We start from the raw sequence: 19349 nt of genomic DNA on the forward strand, positions 1-19349 counted from the left end.
ATAGAAGCCATCTGAACTTTTAAGTTGCTTTATATTTCCTAAGGCACTTAAAAAGATAACGTATTAACTGTCGGTTAGCTGCCTGATACTTGTACTACGCCGTTTAAGGTAATAAACAATAAACTTTCTCATAGCCATCTAAGCCAGATAAGATGTTCTGGCTTTTTGGCTAAACCAAAGCGCCATTCGGCTAAATGTTGATATAAACTCTTTATCACTTTTGTGTATCAAGAATAAAGTACCATGAAAGCAGTAAGAGTGAATGAATTTGGCGGACCGGAAGTAATGCAGCTGGAAGAATTAGCATGCCCAACACCAGCACCCGATGAAATTTTAGTAAAAATGTATGCCACCAGTGTTAACCCTGCCGATTATATCATCCGCCAGGGGGGCAACGAGGCCTTGCGTGCCTACCTTAAATTGCCGCTGGGTTTGGGCCTGGATGCCGCAGGCGTAGTAGAGGAAACCGGAAGCGAAGTGACATCATTTAAAAAAGGCGACCGGATTTATGGCGTGCCTAACTTTCCGGGCGATGGCAGTTATGCTGAGTGTATTGCGGCTAAAGCCAGCCAGTTCTCAATGATGCCGCATATTACGTTTAACGAGGCCGGGGCATTGCCCTCTTGTGCCTTAATTGCCTGGAATGGTATTGTAGATTTGGGCAAAGTACAGCCAGGGCAGCGGGTGCTGATACATGGTGCAGCAGGTGGCGTGGGTAATTTAGCGGTGCAGTTTGCCAAAGCTATGGGGGCCTATGTAATTGGTACCGCATCAGCCTATAACTTTGAGTTTTTGAAATATTTGGGCGCTGATGAGGTAATTGACTACAACCATCAGAAATTTGAAGAGCTGCTGAGTGATGTGGATTTGATTTTTAATGCCTCACCGGTGCGCGATAGCAGCATCAGGTTTAAATCGGTAGATGTGATTAAAGAGGGCGGCATCTATGTATGTACCCACCTGGATCAGCCCCTGGAACAAGAGTTTTTGAATGCACTCGCCAAAAAGAAAGCCACCGGTACTTTAGTGGGGGGAGGAAATGTAACTACTTACACCTCCTCATTGGAGGGAACCACGCGGCTCATCAACGCAGGCCGGGTAAAAGCAGTGATCAGCAAAGTGTACCCTTTAGCTGAAGTTGCAGCGGCCCACCGCGAAAGCGAAACCAAACACGTGCGTGGTAAAATTGTATTGGAAATAAGAAAAGAAGATTAATCTCCATTGAAGCGTTTTAAAACCATCAGCGAGTTTTTGCAGTTCAGGCAGCTGCCTAAGCCTGAGCATCCTTTAATTAGTGTGTTTGAAGTGAAAAACGCTGAAAGTTTGCAATTGGCCGAGCCAGCAGCCTGGTGTTATGATTTTTATTGTATCGCATTAAAAAATATAGTGAATGCTGATGAAATCAAGCTCAAATACGGGCAACAGACGTACGATTATGATGAAGGCATATTATCATTTGTAGCTCCCGGCCAGGTGCTGAGTTTAGCCATTGCTCCAAATACCGTACAAGTCAAACAATCAGGGTGGATGTTGCTCATTCATCCTGACTTTTTATGGAATACGACCCTGGCCAGTACTATTAAGCAATATGATTTTTGGGATTACTCGGTAAACGAAGCTCTGTTTCTATCAGAAAAGGAAGAGGTGATATGGGTGGATATAGTAAACCGTATACAGCAGGAAAGCCGGTTGAACATGGATAAATTCACCAAAAGCATCATTATCTCGCATCTGGAAACTTTACTTAAATACGCCGACCGTTTTTATCACCGGCAATTTATTACCCGCGAAAAAGCAAACCATCAAATACTGGAACGTTTAGAGCGGTGGTTGAATGATTATTTAAATAATGATGATTTGATTAAAAAGGGTTTACCTACAGTAAGCGCTGTAGCTCAGTCTTTAAACTTGTCAGCCAAGTATCTCAGCAGCTTGCTTAAAGTACTTACCGGGCAAAATACGCAGCAGCACATTCACGAAAAGCTAATTGAAAAAGCTAAAGAAAAGTTATCTACTACGCAGTTATCGGTAAGTGAGATTGCTTACCAATTGGGCTTTGAACATTTACCCTCATTCAGTAAACTGTTTAAGGCAAAAACTGAAATGTCGCCGCTCGAGTTCAGGCAGTTGTTTAACTGATGCCTTACATAGGTAGCCTGATATAGAGGTTGCACCATTTATGCTTTGTACTTTCAATGTTTAACTTTTGCTAACCTTTAGCTTTAATGTTATAAATGAATAATAAATCTGTACAGCGGAAATAAACTTGTTGCAGTTTATATTTGGTGATTCAATTAAGCTGTTTTGAAAAAGTTATTTGTTATATCAGCTATTTTGCTGGCAGTTTTATCTTCATCTTTTTTGCCTTATAAATGTCCACAGCAGCTTGCGGTTACTTTTCCGAGCTACAATGCTGTATATCCTCCCTCGGCGAATTATCCTCACCCGTTTAAATTAGCGCAGGATTACCCTGATACCTATAACCAGGAAGAAGCTTTTAATTGGGAAAAAATTGATTTCAAAGTTCACCCCGAAAAATACATGAAAACAGTATTAAACTATTGTTTAGAAGGTAACAAGGAGGTTGATTTTGAAGTGCAGCGCAATAAGTACCGAAAATGGTACCATGCACCCTGGCTGCATGATGATGGTAAGTATAGTAAAGGGGGAAAGTACATAGGTAACGGACGTGAGTTTGTACATGGCTTAACACGTGAGCGTTTTACGCCGGCTTATGAATTACATGCCCACCAAAGCACAGACCTGGAAACGTGGGCTATCGGGTTTTATAATGAGCGCGGAGGTTATACGTTAAATAAAGTATGGCGTTCGGGCCCGAACCCTAAGCCGGAACTTTCTGATTTTCCGGAAGGAACAGTGGCGTTCAAACTGCTATTTACCGATGGAACAACACAGCAATTGCCTTTTATGAAAGGAAGCCTTGAATGGATAGCAAATATTTACCCCAAAAATCCGTTAAAAATAAGTGATCCGGAATTAAAGCGAGTGAACCGGTCGGTAAGGCTTTTGCAAATAGATATAGCTGTAAAGGATCATCGTGCTGAAAGAACCGGCTGGGTTTTTGGTACATTTATGTATAACGGTTACAGCAGCGGAAGCACCATATGGGACAGGTTGGTACCAGTAGGGCTTTCCTGGGGGGATGATTCGGCTATAAAAGATGCAATGCGCACAAAAGGGGCTTTTATAAACAACCATTTGCGTGAATGCTATATTAACGAAAAAATTATAGAACCAGCAGGTGAGAAAGAGCCCGGTGCTTTATACATACGCCACCTGGGCTTGGGAGGGCGCCTTAATGGGCCTGTTGATAATCCTGGATCATCCTGCATTTCCTGTCATGGCCGTGCCGCTAATGACATGAGTGGTATAGTTGCAAGCTTTGGAAAGCTGGGCAATATCAATAATTATTCTGATGATGATTTTGGTGAATATTTCAGCACTGTTCCTGCAGGTACCGGAAAAATAGTTCAGCAGGGAAGAAGCTTTACCCGTACCGATTACTCTATGCAGGTAGCTATCGGGATACGCAATTATTATGCATGCCGGAATCAAAGTAAGTGATGGACTTTAATTACAGGTTATTTAAGCGTTACCGGTTGTTCAACAACGGCTAATGGTAACCTGAAATAAAAGGTTGATCCTTTTTCGTATTCACTTTCTAATCCTATCTCCCCGCCATGCAACCTAATGATTTCGGCGCATAGGAAAAGTCCTATCCCGAAACCAGATACTACCTTGGTTTGTTCGTTATGTACCCGGTAATACCGGTTAAAGATTTGAGATTTATCTTCCAACCTTACACCTATGCCTTGATCTTGAACGCTTAATTGCGCCTGCCCTGAATTTACCGAGATGCTTATAGTTATTGGCTTTTCTATTTTGGAGTACTTTGCCGCATTGTTAAGTAAGTTAGTAATAACCGACAGGGTTTTTTCTTTATCAGCAAATACCTTGGCTTCAGTTGCTGAGGTAAACGCTATTTGACGGTTGGGCATTACCAGTTTGCATTCTTCCAGCGCCTCCTCTACTAAGCCAGTTAAATCAAATGTTTCCTTGTTCAGCTCCAGCATACCCGATTCCAGCCTAGAAAGATTAAGGAAGCCGTTGACCATATCGGTCATCTTTTTAACCTGATTGTTTACTTTACGCAAGGCTTCAGAAAAAAAAGAGTCACCAGCTTTCAACGCCCTGACTTCCAAAATCTGCAGGTATGCCTTTACGGAGGTAAGAGGTGTTCTAAGTTCATGACTGGCAACGCCAATAAATCCAGCTTTTTGGTTTTCAAGGCTTACCCGCGAAGTAATATCTCTGCAATGCGAAACCAATGCATTAATGCCAGATTCATTCAAATAGTTAAATAAATCAACCTCTAACCAACCTTGGGTACCATCTTTACGGATAAATTCAAGTTTTAAAACTTCTTTGGCGCCGGGCTCATTAAGAAGGTGTGCCAGGCAGTTTTGATAATTTATAAATGAGTTTTTAGTAAATAGTTTGTCCACCCGGGTAGCCAGATACTCATCAGTAGTGTAGCCAAATATGGCTGTTACCCTTGGGCTAACATAAGTTGCCTGGCCACTAATATCCCTTAATACCAACAGTTCGCATGCTTGTTCAACAAGCAATCTAAATTTATTTTCAGAAGCCTCACATTTTCTCAATGCACGGGTCATGAAATATCCCATTGCTGATATCAGGAGGTTCTGTAATGAAAAAATGATCATTTGGGTTGTAAGCCGGGGTTTAAAAACAAATGAAAAATACGGTTCCAAAAAAAAGTAGTCCATAGCGGCCGTACATACAAAACCCATAATCAGTCCGGCAACCCAACCAGAATACCATGTAGTACCAATAATTACAGTTGTATATAGTAAAAATGGTGTTCTGTTACCCAACTCTGAATTAAAAGCAAATTTAAATAAGGTGATAGCAACAAGTAAAAAAACAGGAAACAGAAACTTTCTTATTTGCTCGTATTTTTTTATGTAAATAAAGGAAGCCAAGGGATAATTGATTTATAAAAAGACTTTAAAGTTAGTGAATCATATACTACAATAAAGAGTAAAGGTGGTTTAAAAAGCACTTATAATTATAATTTGTTTACAGTTAAAAAGCTGATAAACTAATGGTTACGTTTTTATACTATAATGTGCGATATTTAACGTTAGATTATAAACTCAATATATGTTGGTGTGCAAATGCACAAGTTGATCTTCAGTAATTGTACTATACTTTTTGATATAAATATAATATCATAAATCCCAGGCAATTTCAGGAGAAGTTACGCTACTTACACTAATGTTGGTTAACAGCAGGGATATTATATCAAAACCAATTAATTAACTATTTGTTAATTATGTTAACTAAATTCATAGTATCTTAAGATTAACTGTTATGGCAAATCAACAAGAAAATCAGCAAAAGCCCGAAGGCAACCAGCCCCAATATGATAATGATATTGGCGGTGTAAATGTAAATCAGCCCGACCCGAAAACGCAGAACAATACCGGGTATGCAGGTACCACCAATGCAGTAAGCGAAAACCACCAGGAAAGTGATAGCTACCAGATTGCACCCGAAGATACCATGATTGGCTACAATGGTAATGATGAGCAAATGAATATGGACCTGGGTGACAAAGATAAGCTAAGAAGCGGCAAAAGTGGTGTAGATGATAATGACTAAGCTATGCCTGCCATTACAATTTAAAAGCCGCTCCTGTTTTGTTTGAGCGGCTTTTTTATGATATACTTCGATGGATTTAATATTGAATTTTAACCCGCCCAGCCTTCGCGATCCAGGCTTCTGAAGTGTATGGCCTCGGCTAAGTGTGCCAACTCAATATCATTGCTGCCGGCTAAATCAGCAATGGTGCGGGCCACCTTTAAAATACGGTCATAAGCACGGGCGGAGAGGCCCAGCTTTTCCATAGCTTTTTTAAGCAGGGTTTGTCCGGCGGCATCAATCTGGCAAACTTCGCGCACCATTTTAGAACTCATTTGGGCGTTGGCATGTAAATCTGGCTTATTGCCAAAGCGCTCCACCTGTATTTCGCGTGCTTTGATGACCCGCTCGCGGATGTCGTCGCTTTTTTCAGAAACCCGCTCGGAAGATAGTTCGCTAAAATTCACCGGCGTTACCTCCACATGCAAATCAATACGGTCTAATAAAGGGCCTGATATTTTACTCAGATACTTTTGTACCGTTCCGGGAGGACAAATGCACTCCTTTTCCGGGTGATTATAGTAGCCACAGGGGCAAGGGTTCATGCTGGCAATCAGCATAAAGCTGGAAGGGTACTCTACCGTCATCCGCGCCCGTGAGATGGTAATGCGGCGTTCTTCCAGCGGCTGGCGCATTACTTCAAGTACAGTACGTTTAAATTCGGGCAACTCATCTAAAAACAGTACGCCGTTATGGGCCAAAGAAATCTCGCCGGGCTGCGGGTTGCCGCCTCCACCTACAAGAGCCACATCAGAAATGGTATGGTGCGGTGAGCGGAAAGGCCTTATTGTTACCAGCGCATCTGCAGCTGCCATTTTACCGGCTACCGAGTGTATTTTGGTGGTTTCTAAAGCCTCGTGCAGGGTTAATGGCGGCAAAATAGAAGGTAAGCGCCGCGCCAGCATGGTTTTGCCGGCGCCCGGCGGACCAATTAATATTACATTATGCCCACCTGCAGCAGCAATTTCTAAAGCGCGTTTGATGTTTTCCTGCCCTTTTACATCACTGAAGTCGGTATCATAGTTGCACAGGCTGTCGTAAAACTCTTCGCGGGTATTCACTATGGTAGGCTTCAACTGGCCTTCACTGTTGAAAAAGTCAACTACCTCTTTCAGGTTCTCAACGCCGTACACTTCCAGCTCATTTACAATGGCGGCCTCACGGGCGTTTTGTTTAGGCAGGATAAAACCCTTATAACCTTCTTTACGTGCCTGTATGGCAATTGGAAGGGCACCTTTAATGGGCCGCAATTCGCCATCCAAGGCCAGTTCGCCCATAATTAAATATTTGTCTAATTTCTCTGTCTCTATCTGGCTGGAAGCGGCCAGAATGCCGGTAGCAATAGTAAGATCATAAGCCGAACCTTCTTTGCGGATATCGGCTGGGGCCATATTAACCACCAGGCGCTGGCGGGGCATGTGGTAACCGCAGTTTTTTAGGGCCGAATCAATACGGAAATAGCTTTCTTTAACCGCATTATCGGGCAAGCCCACAATAAAATAATTGGTACCCGAAGTAATATTAACTTCAACTGTAATGGTACTGGCCTGCACCCCGTAAACCGCACTGCCAAACGTTTTAACTAACAAAAGATTTAGATTTTTAGATAATGCGGTTAAGATAGGGAGTTTTTTTGATGTGCTGGTAAGCGGAAATTAAATCCTGCAATTACCTCGCTATCCTGTTAAAATGAAAACGCCATTGCTGTTTAAGGCAATGGCGTATAAGTAAAATACTATTTTTGAATAATGCGTTTATCTCACCAGCATGGCCACAGAGAATACACAAACAATAATTACATTCAATAGCAGCACTACCGACCATATGTTTTTATTATGTCGGCTTAACACAGCCATGCGGTCATTCAGGCTTTTCAGCCATTTATTGTTCAGCAGCACCAGGTAGTTCAGCAGCATAAAAAATACGGTGCCCAATGTCATATACAAAGCTATTTCGGCTGTAATATGTACCAAGTGCGAGCTTACCATAAATTGTAAACCCATCAACACATAAGTTAAAACCAAAATAAGCAGAAAGCTTACATTAAACAGCGATTTGGCTTGCGGTAATTTACCCTGGCCAAAGTTTTTGAATATCCACCGGTGCACCATTACGTAAATGGATTGATATGAGTTAATCATGGCTTAAGTGTTTAAATGTTTATACTTGGTACCTTGTCAGCCGCGCTGATATTAAGTTTAACGATGCAATATAATATTTTGTTCAGCGTAAAGAAAAATATTTTTAGCTTTTAATTCTTGTTTTCAACAACATTAAATTTTGATAATAGGGTTACTTTAGGGTCAATTACAATTAACGGGTTACTGGCTCCTGCAGGTAATTGAACCCGGGTTTCTTTACCTATTACATTTACCGTATACACATGGTGGTTGATTTTTACCTCCAACGGAAGTTCAAACAAGTGTTGCTGTTGTTGGATGATGGTGAGAGCAACGGTTTGCTTGCTTTGGTCATAGCGCCAGTTAATGGCCAGATCGGGCATGCCCGCTGTTAGCAGCCACTGCTGAAAGAATGGCTGTAAACTTTGATGGCTGGCCTGCTCCATTACCAACCGGAAATCATCGGTATTGGCATTGCGGCCTTTGTATTTGGCATAGTAAGTACGTATGCCCTGCCAAAAAGCTGCATCGCCTATGCGGCGGCGCAGCATGTGCAACACCCAGCTGCCTTTTTCATAACTGTTGGCATTTAAAAGCTGCATATAGTTATTGTGCACAGTGGTATCTACCACCGGAGTTAAGTTTTCCATTTCGAAAGCCTGTACTTTGCTGCGTTGCTGAGCCATGCGCCTTTGCAGGCTGTCGGCCCCGTATTTGCGCTCCAGGTAGTAATTGGTCATGTAAGTGGCAAAACCTTCGCTCAACCATACATGGTGCCAGTCTTTTTCGCTTATGGCATCGCCAAACCACTGGTGGGCAGTTTCGTGGGCAATCAGGTCTTCCACGCCTTTCTTTTGGTTTACCGATTCCTCGAAATAAAATATAGCACCGGCATTTTCCATACCGCCAAAAATGGTTTTTGATTGCACGTTGGCCAGCTTTTGGTAAGCAAATGGCCCTATTTGCTGAATAAAGAAAGGCAGTATGTTTGCTGCTATTTTGTAAGATTTAAATCCGGCCTCCCTGTTTTCCGGAAATACATAACTGTATACCGGGATATCGTCGGGTTTACCCGATTGTTCCACTGCAAAATTAGCTACACCAATAACCATCACTTTGGTGGGCAAATCGGCAACTTCGGCCCAGTGGGTTAATTTCATTTGGTTAGGTAATAGCTTTTCCTGCTTTTTCAATCCGTTGGCAATTACCTGGTAGTGTGCCGGGGCGGTTACTACAAATTCTACTGAGGCTTTATCGGCCGGATCATCCACACAGGGCAACCAGTTATGCGCCCGGTTGGGCCAGTTATCGCCGAAGAAAGTACGGTGGCCATATTTGTTGGTGGAGATAATTAACCCATCGGCCGGTATGCCATTGTAATTGATGGTGTACGTATGTTGCCCTGACTGGACAGGGGTATAGATAGTCAGCGCATCACTATCCTGCTTAAATTTTACAATTTTGCCGGCTTCTTTAACCGAACTCACCAACATGCCTTTACCGGTTTGGCTTCTCTTAACCAGGTTGAGACTGAACGACTGCGCCGGTTTAATAAACTGAACAGTAACAGCAGCCTGCCCCTGAATATTATTACTGGCATCGTTTAACTGTAAAGCGAATTTGTAGTGCTGTACATTGATGGCGGAGTTTGGAACCTGGGCTTGCGATATTGCACCTGATACTGGCAGCAAGCCAACCATACCGCATATGTAATGGATTAATTTCATGTATAAATGTTAAAGCCGTTTTAAATATGAATTTAAAACGGCTTTAATGTATATAATTACTACTAATTGTGCAACGGCTTACATCTTCGGCATGCGGCGCATCATGTTGGCCATGGCGGCGGGGTTGCTCATTTGTTTCATTACCTTGCGCATATCGTCAAACTGCTTAATCAGGCGGTTAACTTCGGCCAGTTCGGTACCCGAGCCTTTGGCAATACGGTTACGGCGGCTTTGGTTAATAATGTCCGGATTTTCTTTTTCCTGCGGCGTCATAGATTGAATAATGGCCTCGATAGCTTTAAAAGCATTATCATCTATCTCTACATCCTTCATCATTTTGCCTACACCGGGTATCATGCCCATCAGATCCTTCATGTTACCCATTTTTTTGATCTGCTGTATCTGGCTGTAAAAATCGTTGAAGTCGAATTTATTTTTGCGTATTTTCTTTTGAAGTTCGGCAGCCTGCTTCTCGTCAAACTGCTGCTGGGCACGTTCTACCAGTGATACCACGTCGCCCATGCCCAATATACGCGAAGCCATACGGTCGGGGTGGAACACATCCAGCGCTTCCATCTTTTCGCCGGTACCGATGAACTTAATTGGCTTGTTTACTACTGATTTGATAGACAGCGCCGCACCACCACGGGTATCACCATCCAGCTTGGTTAGTACAGCTCCGGTAAAATCCAAACGATCGTTAAAGACCTTGGCGGTGTTCACCGCATCCTGGCCTGTCATGGCATCTACTACAAATAAAATTTCGTGCGGGTTTACAGCCGCTTTAATGCGCTCAACTTCCTGCATCATGGCTTCATCTACCGCTAAACGGCCGGCGGTGTCAATGATGACTACATTATGGCCGTTTTGCTTTGCTAAGGCCACACCTTCACGGGCAATGGCTACCGGGTCGTTGCTTTCGCGGTTGGCATATACGGGTATGCCAATCTGGCCGCCCAATACTTCCAGCTGGTCAATCGCCGCAGGGCGGTACACGTCATCGGCTACCAGTAAAGGCTTTTTGTTTTTCTGCGTTTTTAGAAAGTTAGCCAGCTTGCCGGTAAAGGTAGTTTTACCCGCACCGTTCAAACCTGCAATCAGGATAACGGTTGGCGTGGCCGGAAAATTTAATTCTGATGTACTGCCACCCATCAAGGCGGTCAGTTCATCATTCATAATCTTGGTAAGTAACTGACCCGGAGAAATGGTGGTGAGTACGTTTTCGCCCAGCGCTTTCTGGCGCACTTCGTCAGTAAATGCTTTAGCGGTTTTATAGTTAACGTCGGCATCTAATAAGGCTTTACGGATTTCCTTCATGGTTTCGGCCACGTTGATTTCTGTAATGCTGCCCTGTCCCTTCAGGACTTTAAACGCCCGGTCTAATTTATCGGAAAGATTTTCAAACATGAGTTTTTAAATTCTGATCTTTTTCAAAAGGACACAAAGTTAAGCTTTTGTAAGCAAATGAATTAATACATAAGCAAGTCTATTTATTGTTTATATAATCTTTGACTTGCAACTAAATTTCAGTTGCTTATATTGATGTTCTTAATTATATTTGTATTATTATAGTAACTTATATAAAGGTTGCTTTACCCTCATTCCCCTTTTTACAATATTATTAAACTAAGGAGGAGCTTTATTATGAAAAATAGCAGATGTATCCCTGCACAAGAAACAACCGGCAAAAATGTCGCAGCACGAGAAACTAAGAAACAGACTTTTATCGGTTCCTAAAGATTTTACTTGGGACGAATTAGTTAAAATACTTACCCATTATGGGTACAAAGAACTCACCGGTGGCAAAACCGGAGGATCCCGAAGAAAATTTTCGGATCAAAATAACAACATTATTAGCTTACATAAACCTCATCCGGGCTCGATTGTTAAACAGTATGCACTCCGAGAGGTTATAGAACATTTAAAAGCCAGGGGGCTGATTTAATTTGACAGACGTTATTCAATATAAAGATTATTATGCATCGGTGCACTTTAGCGCCGATGATGAGGTGTTTTTTGGAAAAATATTAGGAATCAACGATTTAATAAGCTTTGAGGGAGAATCTGTTGGCGACTTAAAAAAAGCCTTTGCAGAAGCCGTTGAAGATTATTTAGAAACCTGCGCCGATTTAGGCAAAACGCCCGAAAAAACTTATAAAGGTACTTTTAATGTGCGTGTGCCTGCTACACTTCACAAAGAAGCCGCTTTGTTTGCCGCTGTGCGAAATATTACTTTAAATGAGTTTGTTAAAGTAGCACTTTCATATACACTACAGCATAAAGAAGATATTAACCAATCTCTTCAATCTCAATAACTGATTGGTAAAAACAATGCGGCTGCAATCATTTGCTTGTTTTACGGGAATTTATACAATACCCCAAAATTCAGGTTTTCATTGCCCTGCAATTTGGTAGAGGCATCGCGGTCATAAATACCCGTACCGGTAATAGTTACCTGTACCCAGCGGTTTACTTTTGCGGCCAGCGTTAAATCCAAGCGGTGATCTATATTTTGCAATGAGCGCCCGTAAGGAATAAATAACTGGTAGCGGGTATTGAGGTGCAGGTTTTGGGCAATGTCTTTATCAAACAGGGCCACTACCTGAAAGGCGAGTTCGTTTTTAAACGTGTGGCCTGGTGTTACGCCATAGTTGCCCGGCAGGTTACGGGCAATGTTGGTATCCAGCACAAAGGTTTGCCGGGCAGTACCTGTACCCAGGCGCAAATCAAAGTATTTGGTAGGCTTATACTCAAAACCGATGGACTCGGTTAAATAGCCCGGCGACATAAAACGCGAGATCAGCAAGGGGGGATTCAGTTCCACATTATTGGCATCCAGGTATTGATAACCTTTAGCAAACTGCGACTGAAAGTTGAGCGAGCCGAAGAAAAACCAACTTTTAGACAGCTGGGTAGCTAACTTATTATCCCAAAAAATACGGTCGGTGGTTTTTCGCAGCTGCTGGCCTGCATTGCGCGATTGGCCATACTGTAAAATCAGTTCGGAGGTATAATTCAAAGGCGCTTTGTTATACTCTACCCGGTAATCAATATTTCCACCAATAGCCAAGGAGTTTACACCACCACCGGCCCAGTTATCACTAAATACCGATTGGTTGAAGTTGATACCGATAGTGGCATACTTACGCCAGTAACTAATCTTGTAATCCAGCAACGTAACCGGAATTTTTTGCGGTTCAATTTGTACGGGGCGCAGGCGCAGGGGTAAAGAATTGGGGCGTGGAGCAATGCGGTAGCGGTTGAGTATATTGGTATCGATCTTCACGCTATCGGCTCGCCTGATGCTATCGGCCCGTAGCCGGGCAACTACCTGTTGTAAACTGTCAATTCTCCGCAAACTGTCTGTTTGCTGGGCACGGGCCGTAAAGGCCGCCATTACACACAGTACACAAATCCATACTCTTGCTTTCCACATAGCTATATGCAAATAAAAACAAAAGGTGCTGTTTTTTAAAGTTTAATGTAAAAAGGATAGCACCTTTCAGTTAACGTTCTTTTTCTTCAATTATGAGGGGAGCATCCTAGGTAAAGGGAAGCACATCTGTTATTAATTAGTCATGTTGCCTGCTAAATCTACCCTGCGGGCAAAAGGGTTTAAATACTGATTAGCCAATACCGCAAACTCGCGGCGGGTAATAGGGCGGTTTATAGCAAAAGGGGTTTTAAAATGATAAGCCAGTTGCCATTGCCGCTGTATACGGCTTTCCATCACCTTTGGGTCGGTTAGTGTAAACTCGCTCATCAGCGATAACATATTACCTATTGTAAATTGCTCACCCGGCTTTACTTTATTAAACCACAAAAAAGAGCGGGTATACAGTTCCATCAGTACAGGTTTAATTTCTGTTGTTTTCACCGGGGTGTCGGGCTCAAAAAGCATTTCATTGGCTTTGTTTGGTGCCCCCAACATGCCTTGCAACAGGCCGGTGGCGCTTACCTGGTGAATGGACCGGCGGTCGGGGTCAGTAGCTTCAATATCACTAAATGGCAGCAGGTAACCCTTAAAATCCAGTAGTTCGCCTTGTATGCTGCGCACATTAAGATTGCGGGTAGTGGTTTCGTAAAAAGCACAGAAAGCAGCAATGGTACCTACGCCCTGCCCTAATATCAACTGTGCCGAAGCATTATCAAGCGCGCGGTTAATAGCATAAGCAGCCGATACATGCGGCCCGGCAACCAGTACATTTTCTACACTTTTGGCCACTACTGCACCAAGTGGTAGTGCAAATGCCGGCAGCGGTTTACCGTTGCTCAGGCGGCCATCATTTACGGCAATAGCGGTGCGGTACAATTTGTTATTGATATAAGGGGTGTATACATCATCTACACCAGCATGTACACAACCAATTAACTGGCGGCCGGTACTATCCGGGTGGTCAGCATCTGTGGTAAATACAGCACCGGCTTTAATGGCCGCTTCGCTGTTGGGCGTAGCATCAATCAATACCCGCGCTTTAACAGTTTCGGTATGGCCGTTAGTAGTTATGCTTACATTCCAGTAATCGCTGTTTCTTTTAATCGCCGTCCATGAAGTATTAAAATGTATGGTCAGATTTTTTACGGTATCAGTTAGTTGCCGTAGTACGGTATTGGCAACATCTGCAGTTAATTTTAAAGGTGCAGCAGCCGTGGTGTCATACCCTTTTGTTTTACTATAATAAGCGGTTACTTTTTTTCGGAACTCGCCCCAAATACCGGATGCTAATGTTGTGTTCTCATTAATTGCAAAATTACCCCAAGCAGGAACACCTAAATAATTACCCGATTCAATTAATACGGTTTTTACTTTGCTGCGGGCACATTGTAAAGCTGCCGCCGTTCCGCTGTACGTTCCGCCGATGACCACCACATCTGTTTTAATAGTTTGGGCAAAAACGGCAATTTTTGTAAAAATGATGAGGATAAACAGGATATATTTTAACATGTGCGGAATAAAACAAGCTTAAAACGCTAAATTAGGGCAAACCTTTTGCGTATACATGAAAATTTCTACTAAAAAGTATTTAACCATAGGCGCTATCAGCGGTCTGAGCTTCATCTTTGGTGCATTTGTTAGTCATCGCTTTGACGAAGTGCTGCTGATTAATGCCGGCAATCTGCGCGAGGCTCAGCATGTAATTGGCTTTAGTTTTAATTCGACACAACTTGACTCGGCCGTATTAAATGCTAATCAAAACATGAATAGCTATTCTGCCCTGCGCCAGATAAAAATGCCTAATAGTGTAGTACCGGCACTCAACTTTAATCCGGTGCCTGTAGGCTTTACCAACCCTGATGTTAAAAACGGCTTCAAGTTAAGCAAGGCTGTTAAGGTGCAGTTACCGGCTAACCGCAACGAGCTGGCTTTTTATACCATTACTCAACTGGCCGAACTGATACGCACCAGGCAAATCAGTTCGGTTGAACTTACTAAATTTTTCATTGCCCGTTTAAAGCAGTATCAGCCCAAGTTGCTTAACGTAATTACAATTACTGAAGCACATGCCTTAAAAAAAGCAGCCGAGGCGGATGCTGAAATTAAAGCAGGGCATTACCGTGGCGTACTGCATGGTATTCCTTTCGGGGCTAAAGATTTACTGGCTCAAAGGGAGTACAAAACCACTTTTGGTGCTGTACCTTACCAAAACCAGCAATTAGATGTTACCGCTACTGTAATTACAAAACTTGAAAATGCCGGCGCTATACTGGTTGCCAAAACCACTTTAGGCGAACTGGCGCAAGGCGATGTATGGTTTGGTGGTAAAACCCGTAACCCTTGGGACATCAGCCGGGGCTCCAGCGGTTCGTCGGCCGGCTCGGCTTCAGCCGTGAGCGCCGGCTGTGTGCCTTTCGCTATCGGCTCCGAAACTTTGGGTTCTATTGTGTCGCCTTCTACCGAGTGCGGCGATACCGGCCTGCGACCTTCCTTTGGGCGGGTAAGTAAATACGGGGCTATGGCGCTGAGCTGGAGTATGGATAAACTGGGCCCTATTGCCCGCAGCGTAGAGGATGATGCCATTGTGTTTAACGCCATACAAGGCACCGATGCTAATGACCTGAGCACTATTGCTGCACCATTTAACTACGATGGTACAGTTAAAAGCCTGAAAGGCTACAAAATTGGTTATATAAAAAACGATTTCGATCGTAGATCAGATACGCACACCAGTGATTCGCTTACCCTGAATAAATTGAAAGAGTTAGGTGCAGAATTAGTGCCTATTGAGTACCCGCAGTTCCCGATAGGGGCTTTGCGGTTCATTTTAAGCGCAGAGGCAGGGGCGGCTTTTCAGGAATTGTTATTTACACATAAAGAAGACCAGATGGTGCTGCAAAACAGATCGGCATGGCCCAATACATTCCGTTCCAGCCAATTTATACCCGCCACTGAGTATATACAGGCTAACCGTGCCCGTACCCTGTTGATACAGCAATGGTATGAAAAATTAAAGGGGCTTGATTTGTACATTGCCCCTACCTGGACATCAAACCTGGTGTTAACCAACCTAACCGGTAACCCTTGCTTGGTACTGCCCAATGGCTTTAATGCCCAGGGCCGGCCTACCAGCATCACCTTTATGGGGCAGTTGTTTGGTGAAGGGAAGATGCTGCAGGCTGCTAAATTATATCAGGATGCTACTGATTTTCACAAGAAGCATCCGGCAATGAATTTTTAAGATTTTACATTTTTGACTCCACATGAAAACTGAAGAACAATTACGGTACCCGATTGGAAAATTTCAGCCACCGGCCTCTTACACCCGTGAGGACTTGCTGCATTATATACATGACATTAAAACCTTGCCTGGTAAACTGCGCAATGCAGTAATTAAGCTTACCGATGCACAGCAAAATACCCCGTACCGCACCGGCGGCTGGACGTTGAAGCAGGTAGTGCACCACTTGGCCGACAGCCACATGAATGCCCTATGCCGTATTAAGCTGGCACTTACCGAAGATACGCCCACCATTAAGCCTTATTACCAAGCCGACTGGGCGCTGCTGGCCGATTACCGCCTGCCGGTAGAATCATCATTAAAACTGCTGGAGGGTTTGCACCAGCACCTCACTACCCTGTTTGAAAGCTTTACCGAGCCCGAGTGGGAGAAGGCTTATTTGCATCCCGAATCGGGCAAAAAAGTATCGCTAAAACACATGTTGGCTTTATATGCCTGGCATGGCAACCATCACCTGGCGCATATTACAGAAACAAGTAAGGAGTTTGGCTTATAGTTGCCTAATATAGATGCTTATGATATCATACTAAAAGCGCCTTGAAGTCATCAAGGCGCTTTTAGTATAAACTGTATTTCACTCAGTCTTAACCCGGCGAAAGCCCATAAACATGGCGCTTTCTGCCAGTGTACAAGCGTTGGATAAGGTTAGGAGCTAAGTTCTTCGGGCTGTTTATATACAGAACCCCACACATATGATTTTTGATAGCAAACGCTGCACCGGTAGCGTTTAATGGGCAACCAAAACAAAAAGGTACGTACAAAGGCCCCCCGGCGGGTACGCTCATCTAATACGCCTTTATTACATTTAGGACATTTTTTTCTGCTTTCCATAAGCCATTGGTAATGGTGTATAAGTTGCATGCGGTTATTTTCGCAAAAGTTTAATTAATAGCTTAAATTTAATTAGTACGCAAAAGTAACGGGTTACATTGCTTAAACACTAATAATGACAGGGGACAAAAAGGGGACAAAAGCAGGCAAAAGTCCTTTTTTTACTCAGTACACGCCTTGTATGAGTATTAATAATGAAGGCGCAGGATAAATTGGGGACAAATATACAAGAGCTTACAGGGTAGCCAGTAAATTGCTCAACTCTTCATCATTATTGATGTTTATTTTTTTGCGCAGGCGCTGGCGTGCTTTTTTTACGCCATCTGGTGTAATGCCCAGCATACCGGCCATCTCGCGGCCGTTAAGGTTGAGTTTAATCAGCGCCATCAGGCGAGTATCGGTTGCAGTAAGGTGCGGAAACTGTTTACGCAGATTGTAAAAGAAAGTGCGGTGCACGCCCGAAAATATCCGCTTAAACTCTTCCCAGCTCTCATCGGTCATCAGGTGCACCTGCATCAATTGTGCTAACTGCAGGGCTCCGTAGTGGTTATCGTGCTGTAACTGCAAGCGGTCTACTTCTACCTGAAATTCATCAATTAACCGGTTTTTTTCTTTCAGGCTTTGGGTATAGTTGGCTAAGGCCACTGCAGCATTGGCGCGCTCTGCTTCAGCATTCTGTTTTTCTGCTTTAAATAATTCTTTGTTCCGGTTGGCTTCGAGCCGCTGCTGATGATAAACCAAAAAGCTGATGACTACAATCAGTAGTAATAAAACAATGATGGCGTTGCGTTTAAACGCGCTGTTGGCAGCATCGTTTTTTACCTGGTTCAGCTGCATGGCACTTCTTTCCATTTCGTAATTTAAACGCACACGTTCAACAGCCGCAATATTATCGCGTCGTGTCAGGCTATCGTTAGCCAGTTCAAATATTTTATGATAGTATAAAGCCTGCTGCAAATTGCCGGATTGCTCGTTGGCCTGGGCCTCCAAACTGTAATAGTTAACTTTAAGTTTCAGAGCCTCGTTTTTTAATTGATGCAATATAGCAGCAGCCTTAACGAGCTGTACCTGGGCCGATGACAGACTTCCGCTGTCGAGGTTGATTTTAACCAGGCGCAATAAAGCCGCGACGGCGTTGCGGTTTTCGCCAAACCGGAACGATTCGATATAATCGGTAGTAATTAAAGGCAGCGCCTTTCGGTACTGATGTGTTAAAAAATAAATGGAACCAATATTACCCGAAGTAATGGCAATCCATATGCTGTCGTGCTGTAGTTTAGCTATATGCAGGGCCTTGCTAAAATAACTGATGGCTTTGGGGTATTGCTGCGTATTGCGGTAAATTAAGCCCAGCGTATTCATGATACCCATACGGTGCCGGCCAGAAGGCAACTCATACTTTAAAGCGGTTTGCAATAGTGTTCTGGCATTGGCCCAGTCTTCAATACTGAAATACAAGTTGGCCTCCTGCATAAAATAGATCCCCATTTGCGGAAAGCGGTTTAAACCATATTTGCGAAACCGCTCATTGGCCTGCAAAAAATAATCGGCAGCTGTGCTGTACTTGCTATAAACAAAATAATACAAAGCCTGGCGGTGCAGGTAAATGGCAACTTCTTTATCCAGGTGATGCTCGTGGGCAAAGTGAACCGCCTGACGGTAATACGATGTGCTGCGCTTGTTGAAGCCCCAGTTCACTGAGTAATAGTCAGCCCGCATATCGAATACGGCACATTCCAGTGGCCGGTCTTTAAGTTTACGCGCCAATTGTGTAAGCGCTGTTAGCGTCTGCATTGCAGTTACCGTATCCTGCTTGCGGCAGTTATTTTTGTAAATACGGTTAGCGGCCTCTATGCGCTGCCCGGCTGGTAAGCGTTTAATACTTTCAAATAAGGTGTTGTTAGTAACTGGGGACTGTAAAGTTGCTGCTTTTCCGAAAGTAAAAGAAAGCAGCAGGAAGATAACACTTATAAATGCAGCAGGGGATATAAACCTTAACCGGCTGAATTGAGCATGCAGGGGAACCCTAAGTGTCATCTGAATTGTGTATAAAATTCGGCGAGTGTGAAAATAAGGAGTTTTTCCGGGTATCAGAAACTTATATTGCAGGCAATCTCGATACCTGTATATCATTTGTAATAAAAATCAATTGATATGATGCAGCAAAACTGAATGAACAAAGAATA

Annotated in this window: 17 protein-coding genes and 2 pseudogenes; 8 read left to right on the forward strand and 11 right to left on the reverse strand. The window is 43.3% G+C overall.

Annotated elements, in window-relative coordinates; translation table 11 throughout:
• Positions 1–243: 243 nt before the first annotated feature.
• The 3 genes from ACYVNW_RS14720 to ACYVNW_RS14730 all read left to right on the forward strand — a co-directional run bounded on the left by ACYVNW_RS14720 (position 244) and on the right by ACYVNW_RS14730 (position 3585).
• Positions 244–1215, forward strand: a complete 972-nt coding sequence (locus ACYVNW_RS14720; RefSeq protein ID WP_460680634.1) for an NADP-dependent oxidoreductase — start codon at positions 244–246, stop codon at positions 1213–1215.
• 6 nt (positions 1216–1221) lie between these two features.
• Positions 1222–2139, forward strand: a complete 918-nt coding sequence (locus ACYVNW_RS14725; protein ID WP_460680635.1) for a helix-turn-helix domain-containing protein — start codon at positions 1222–1224, stop codon at positions 2137–2139.
• Between the two features lie 165 nt (positions 2140–2304).
• Positions 2305–3585 carry a hypothetical protein gene (locus ACYVNW_RS14730; protein WP_460680636.1) on the forward strand — a complete coding sequence of 427 codons (1281 nt, stop codon included), beginning with the start codon at positions 2305–2307 and terminating at the stop codon, positions 3583–3585.
• A gap of 17 nt (positions 3586–3602) precedes the next feature.
• Here ACYVNW_RS14730 and ACYVNW_RS14735 read toward each other — a convergent pair whose 3' ends face one another.
• The 3 genes and pseudogenes from ACYVNW_RS14735 to ACYVNW_RS14745 all read right to left on the reverse strand — a co-directional run.
• Entirely contained in the window at positions 3603–4145 is a 543-nt protein-coding gene (locus ACYVNW_RS14735) for a sensor histidine kinase (RefSeq protein ID WP_460681023.1), read from the reverse strand.
• Positions 4146–4154: 9 nt separating this feature from the next.
• Positions 4155–4238, reverse strand: a pseudogene (locus ACYVNW_RS14740) (hypothetical protein); the annotation flags it as partial.
• 75 nt (positions 4239–4313) lie between these two features.
• Positions 4314–5027 (reverse strand): annotated as a pseudogene (locus ACYVNW_RS14745) (PAS domain S-box protein); the annotation flags it as partial.
• Positions 5028–5418: 391 nt separating this feature from the next.
• Between ACYVNW_RS14745 and ACYVNW_RS14750 the strand changes: the two are divergent.
• Complete coding sequence (locus ACYVNW_RS14750) at positions 5419–5709, forward strand: hypothetical protein (protein WP_460680637.1); 291 nt, start codon at positions 5419–5421, stop codon at positions 5707–5709.
• Between the two features lie 89 nt (positions 5710–5798).
• Here ACYVNW_RS14750 and ACYVNW_RS14755 read toward each other — a convergent pair whose 3' ends face one another.
• The 4 genes from ACYVNW_RS14755 to ffh all read right to left on the reverse strand — a co-directional run bounded on the left by ACYVNW_RS14755 (position 5799) and on the right by ffh (position 11002).
• Positions 5799–7337, reverse strand: a complete 1539-nt coding sequence (locus ACYVNW_RS14755; RefSeq protein ID WP_460680638.1) for a YifB family Mg chelatase-like AAA ATPase — start codon at positions 7335–7337, stop codon at positions 5799–5801.
• Positions 7338–7502: 165 nt separating this feature from the next.
• Positions 7503–7889 (reverse strand): hypothetical protein, encoded by a 387-nt coding sequence (locus tag ACYVNW_RS14760; protein WP_460680639.1) that lies wholly within the window; start codon positions 7887–7889, stop codon positions 7503–7505.
• 110 nt (positions 7890–7999) lie between these two features.
• Positions 8000–9595 (reverse strand): M1 family metallopeptidase, encoded by a 1596-nt coding sequence (locus ACYVNW_RS14765; RefSeq protein ID WP_460680640.1) that lies wholly within the window; start codon positions 9593–9595, stop codon positions 8000–8002.
• 78 nt (positions 9596–9673) lie between these two features.
• Positions 9674–11002: a signal recognition particle protein gene (gene ffh, locus ACYVNW_RS14770; protein ID WP_460680641.1), complete on the reverse strand. Its 1329-nt coding sequence runs from the start codon at positions 11000–11002 to the stop codon at positions 9674–9676.
• Between the two features lie 283 nt (positions 11003–11285).
• Between ffh and ACYVNW_RS14775 the strand changes: the two genes are divergently transcribed.
• Together ACYVNW_RS14775 and ACYVNW_RS14780 are read left to right on the forward strand one after the other, a co-directional pair.
• Entirely contained in the window at positions 11286–11540 is a 255-nt protein-coding gene (locus ACYVNW_RS14775) for a type II toxin-antitoxin system HicA family toxin (RefSeq protein ID WP_460680642.1), read from the forward strand.
• Positions 11541–11604: 64 nt separating this feature from the next.
• Complete coding sequence (locus ACYVNW_RS14780) at positions 11605–11910, forward strand: type II toxin-antitoxin system HicB family antitoxin (RefSeq protein ID WP_460680643.1); 306 nt, start codon at positions 11605–11607, stop codon at positions 11908–11910.
• A gap of 41 nt (positions 11911–11951) precedes the next feature.
• Here ACYVNW_RS14780 and ACYVNW_RS14785 read toward each other — a convergent pair whose 3' ends face one another.
• Both ACYVNW_RS14785 and ACYVNW_RS14790 read right to left on the reverse strand, forming a co-directional pair.
• On the reverse strand, positions 11952–13031 hold the full coding sequence (locus ACYVNW_RS14785) for a DUF3078 domain-containing protein (protein WP_460680644.1): 1080 nt from the start codon (positions 13029–13031) through the stop codon (positions 11952–11954).
• Positions 13032–13163: 132 nt separating this feature from the next.
• Complete coding sequence (locus tag ACYVNW_RS14790; protein WP_460680645.1) at positions 13164–14540, reverse strand: FAD-dependent oxidoreductase; 1377 nt, start codon at positions 14538–14540, stop codon at positions 13164–13166.
• A 55-nt stretch (positions 14541–14595) separates the two neighbouring features.
• Here ACYVNW_RS14790 and ACYVNW_RS14795 point away from each other — a divergent pair, with 55 nt between their 5' ends.
• Together ACYVNW_RS14795 and ACYVNW_RS14800 are read left to right on the forward strand one after the other, a co-directional pair.
• The gene (locus ACYVNW_RS14795; protein ID WP_460680646.1) at positions 14596–16272 is read left to right on the forward strand and encodes an amidase; all 1677 of its coding nucleotides are present in this window, start codon (positions 14596–14598) and stop codon (positions 16270–16272) included.
• Positions 16273–16294: 22 nt separating this feature from the next.
• Entirely contained in the window at positions 16295–16828 is a 534-nt protein-coding gene (locus tag ACYVNW_RS14800) for a YfiT family bacillithiol transferase (protein WP_460680647.1), read from the forward strand.
• 149 nt (positions 16829–16977) lie between these two features.
• Here the strand turns inward: ACYVNW_RS14800 and ACYVNW_RS14805 are convergent, their stop codons facing one another.
• On the reverse strand, positions 16978–17163 hold the full coding sequence (locus ACYVNW_RS14805) for a hypothetical protein (protein ID WP_460680648.1): 186 nt from the start codon (positions 17161–17163) through the stop codon (positions 16978–16980).
• A gap of 234 nt (positions 17164–17397) precedes the next feature.
• Positions 17398–19200 carry a tetratricopeptide repeat protein gene (locus ACYVNW_RS14810; protein WP_460680649.1) on the reverse strand — a complete coding sequence of 601 codons (1803 nt, stop codon included), beginning with the start codon at positions 19198–19200 and terminating at the stop codon, positions 17398–17400.
• Between the last annotated feature and the right edge of the window lie 149 nt (positions 19201–19349).

It is taken from the genome of Mucilaginibacter koreensis, from assembly GCF_054783355.1.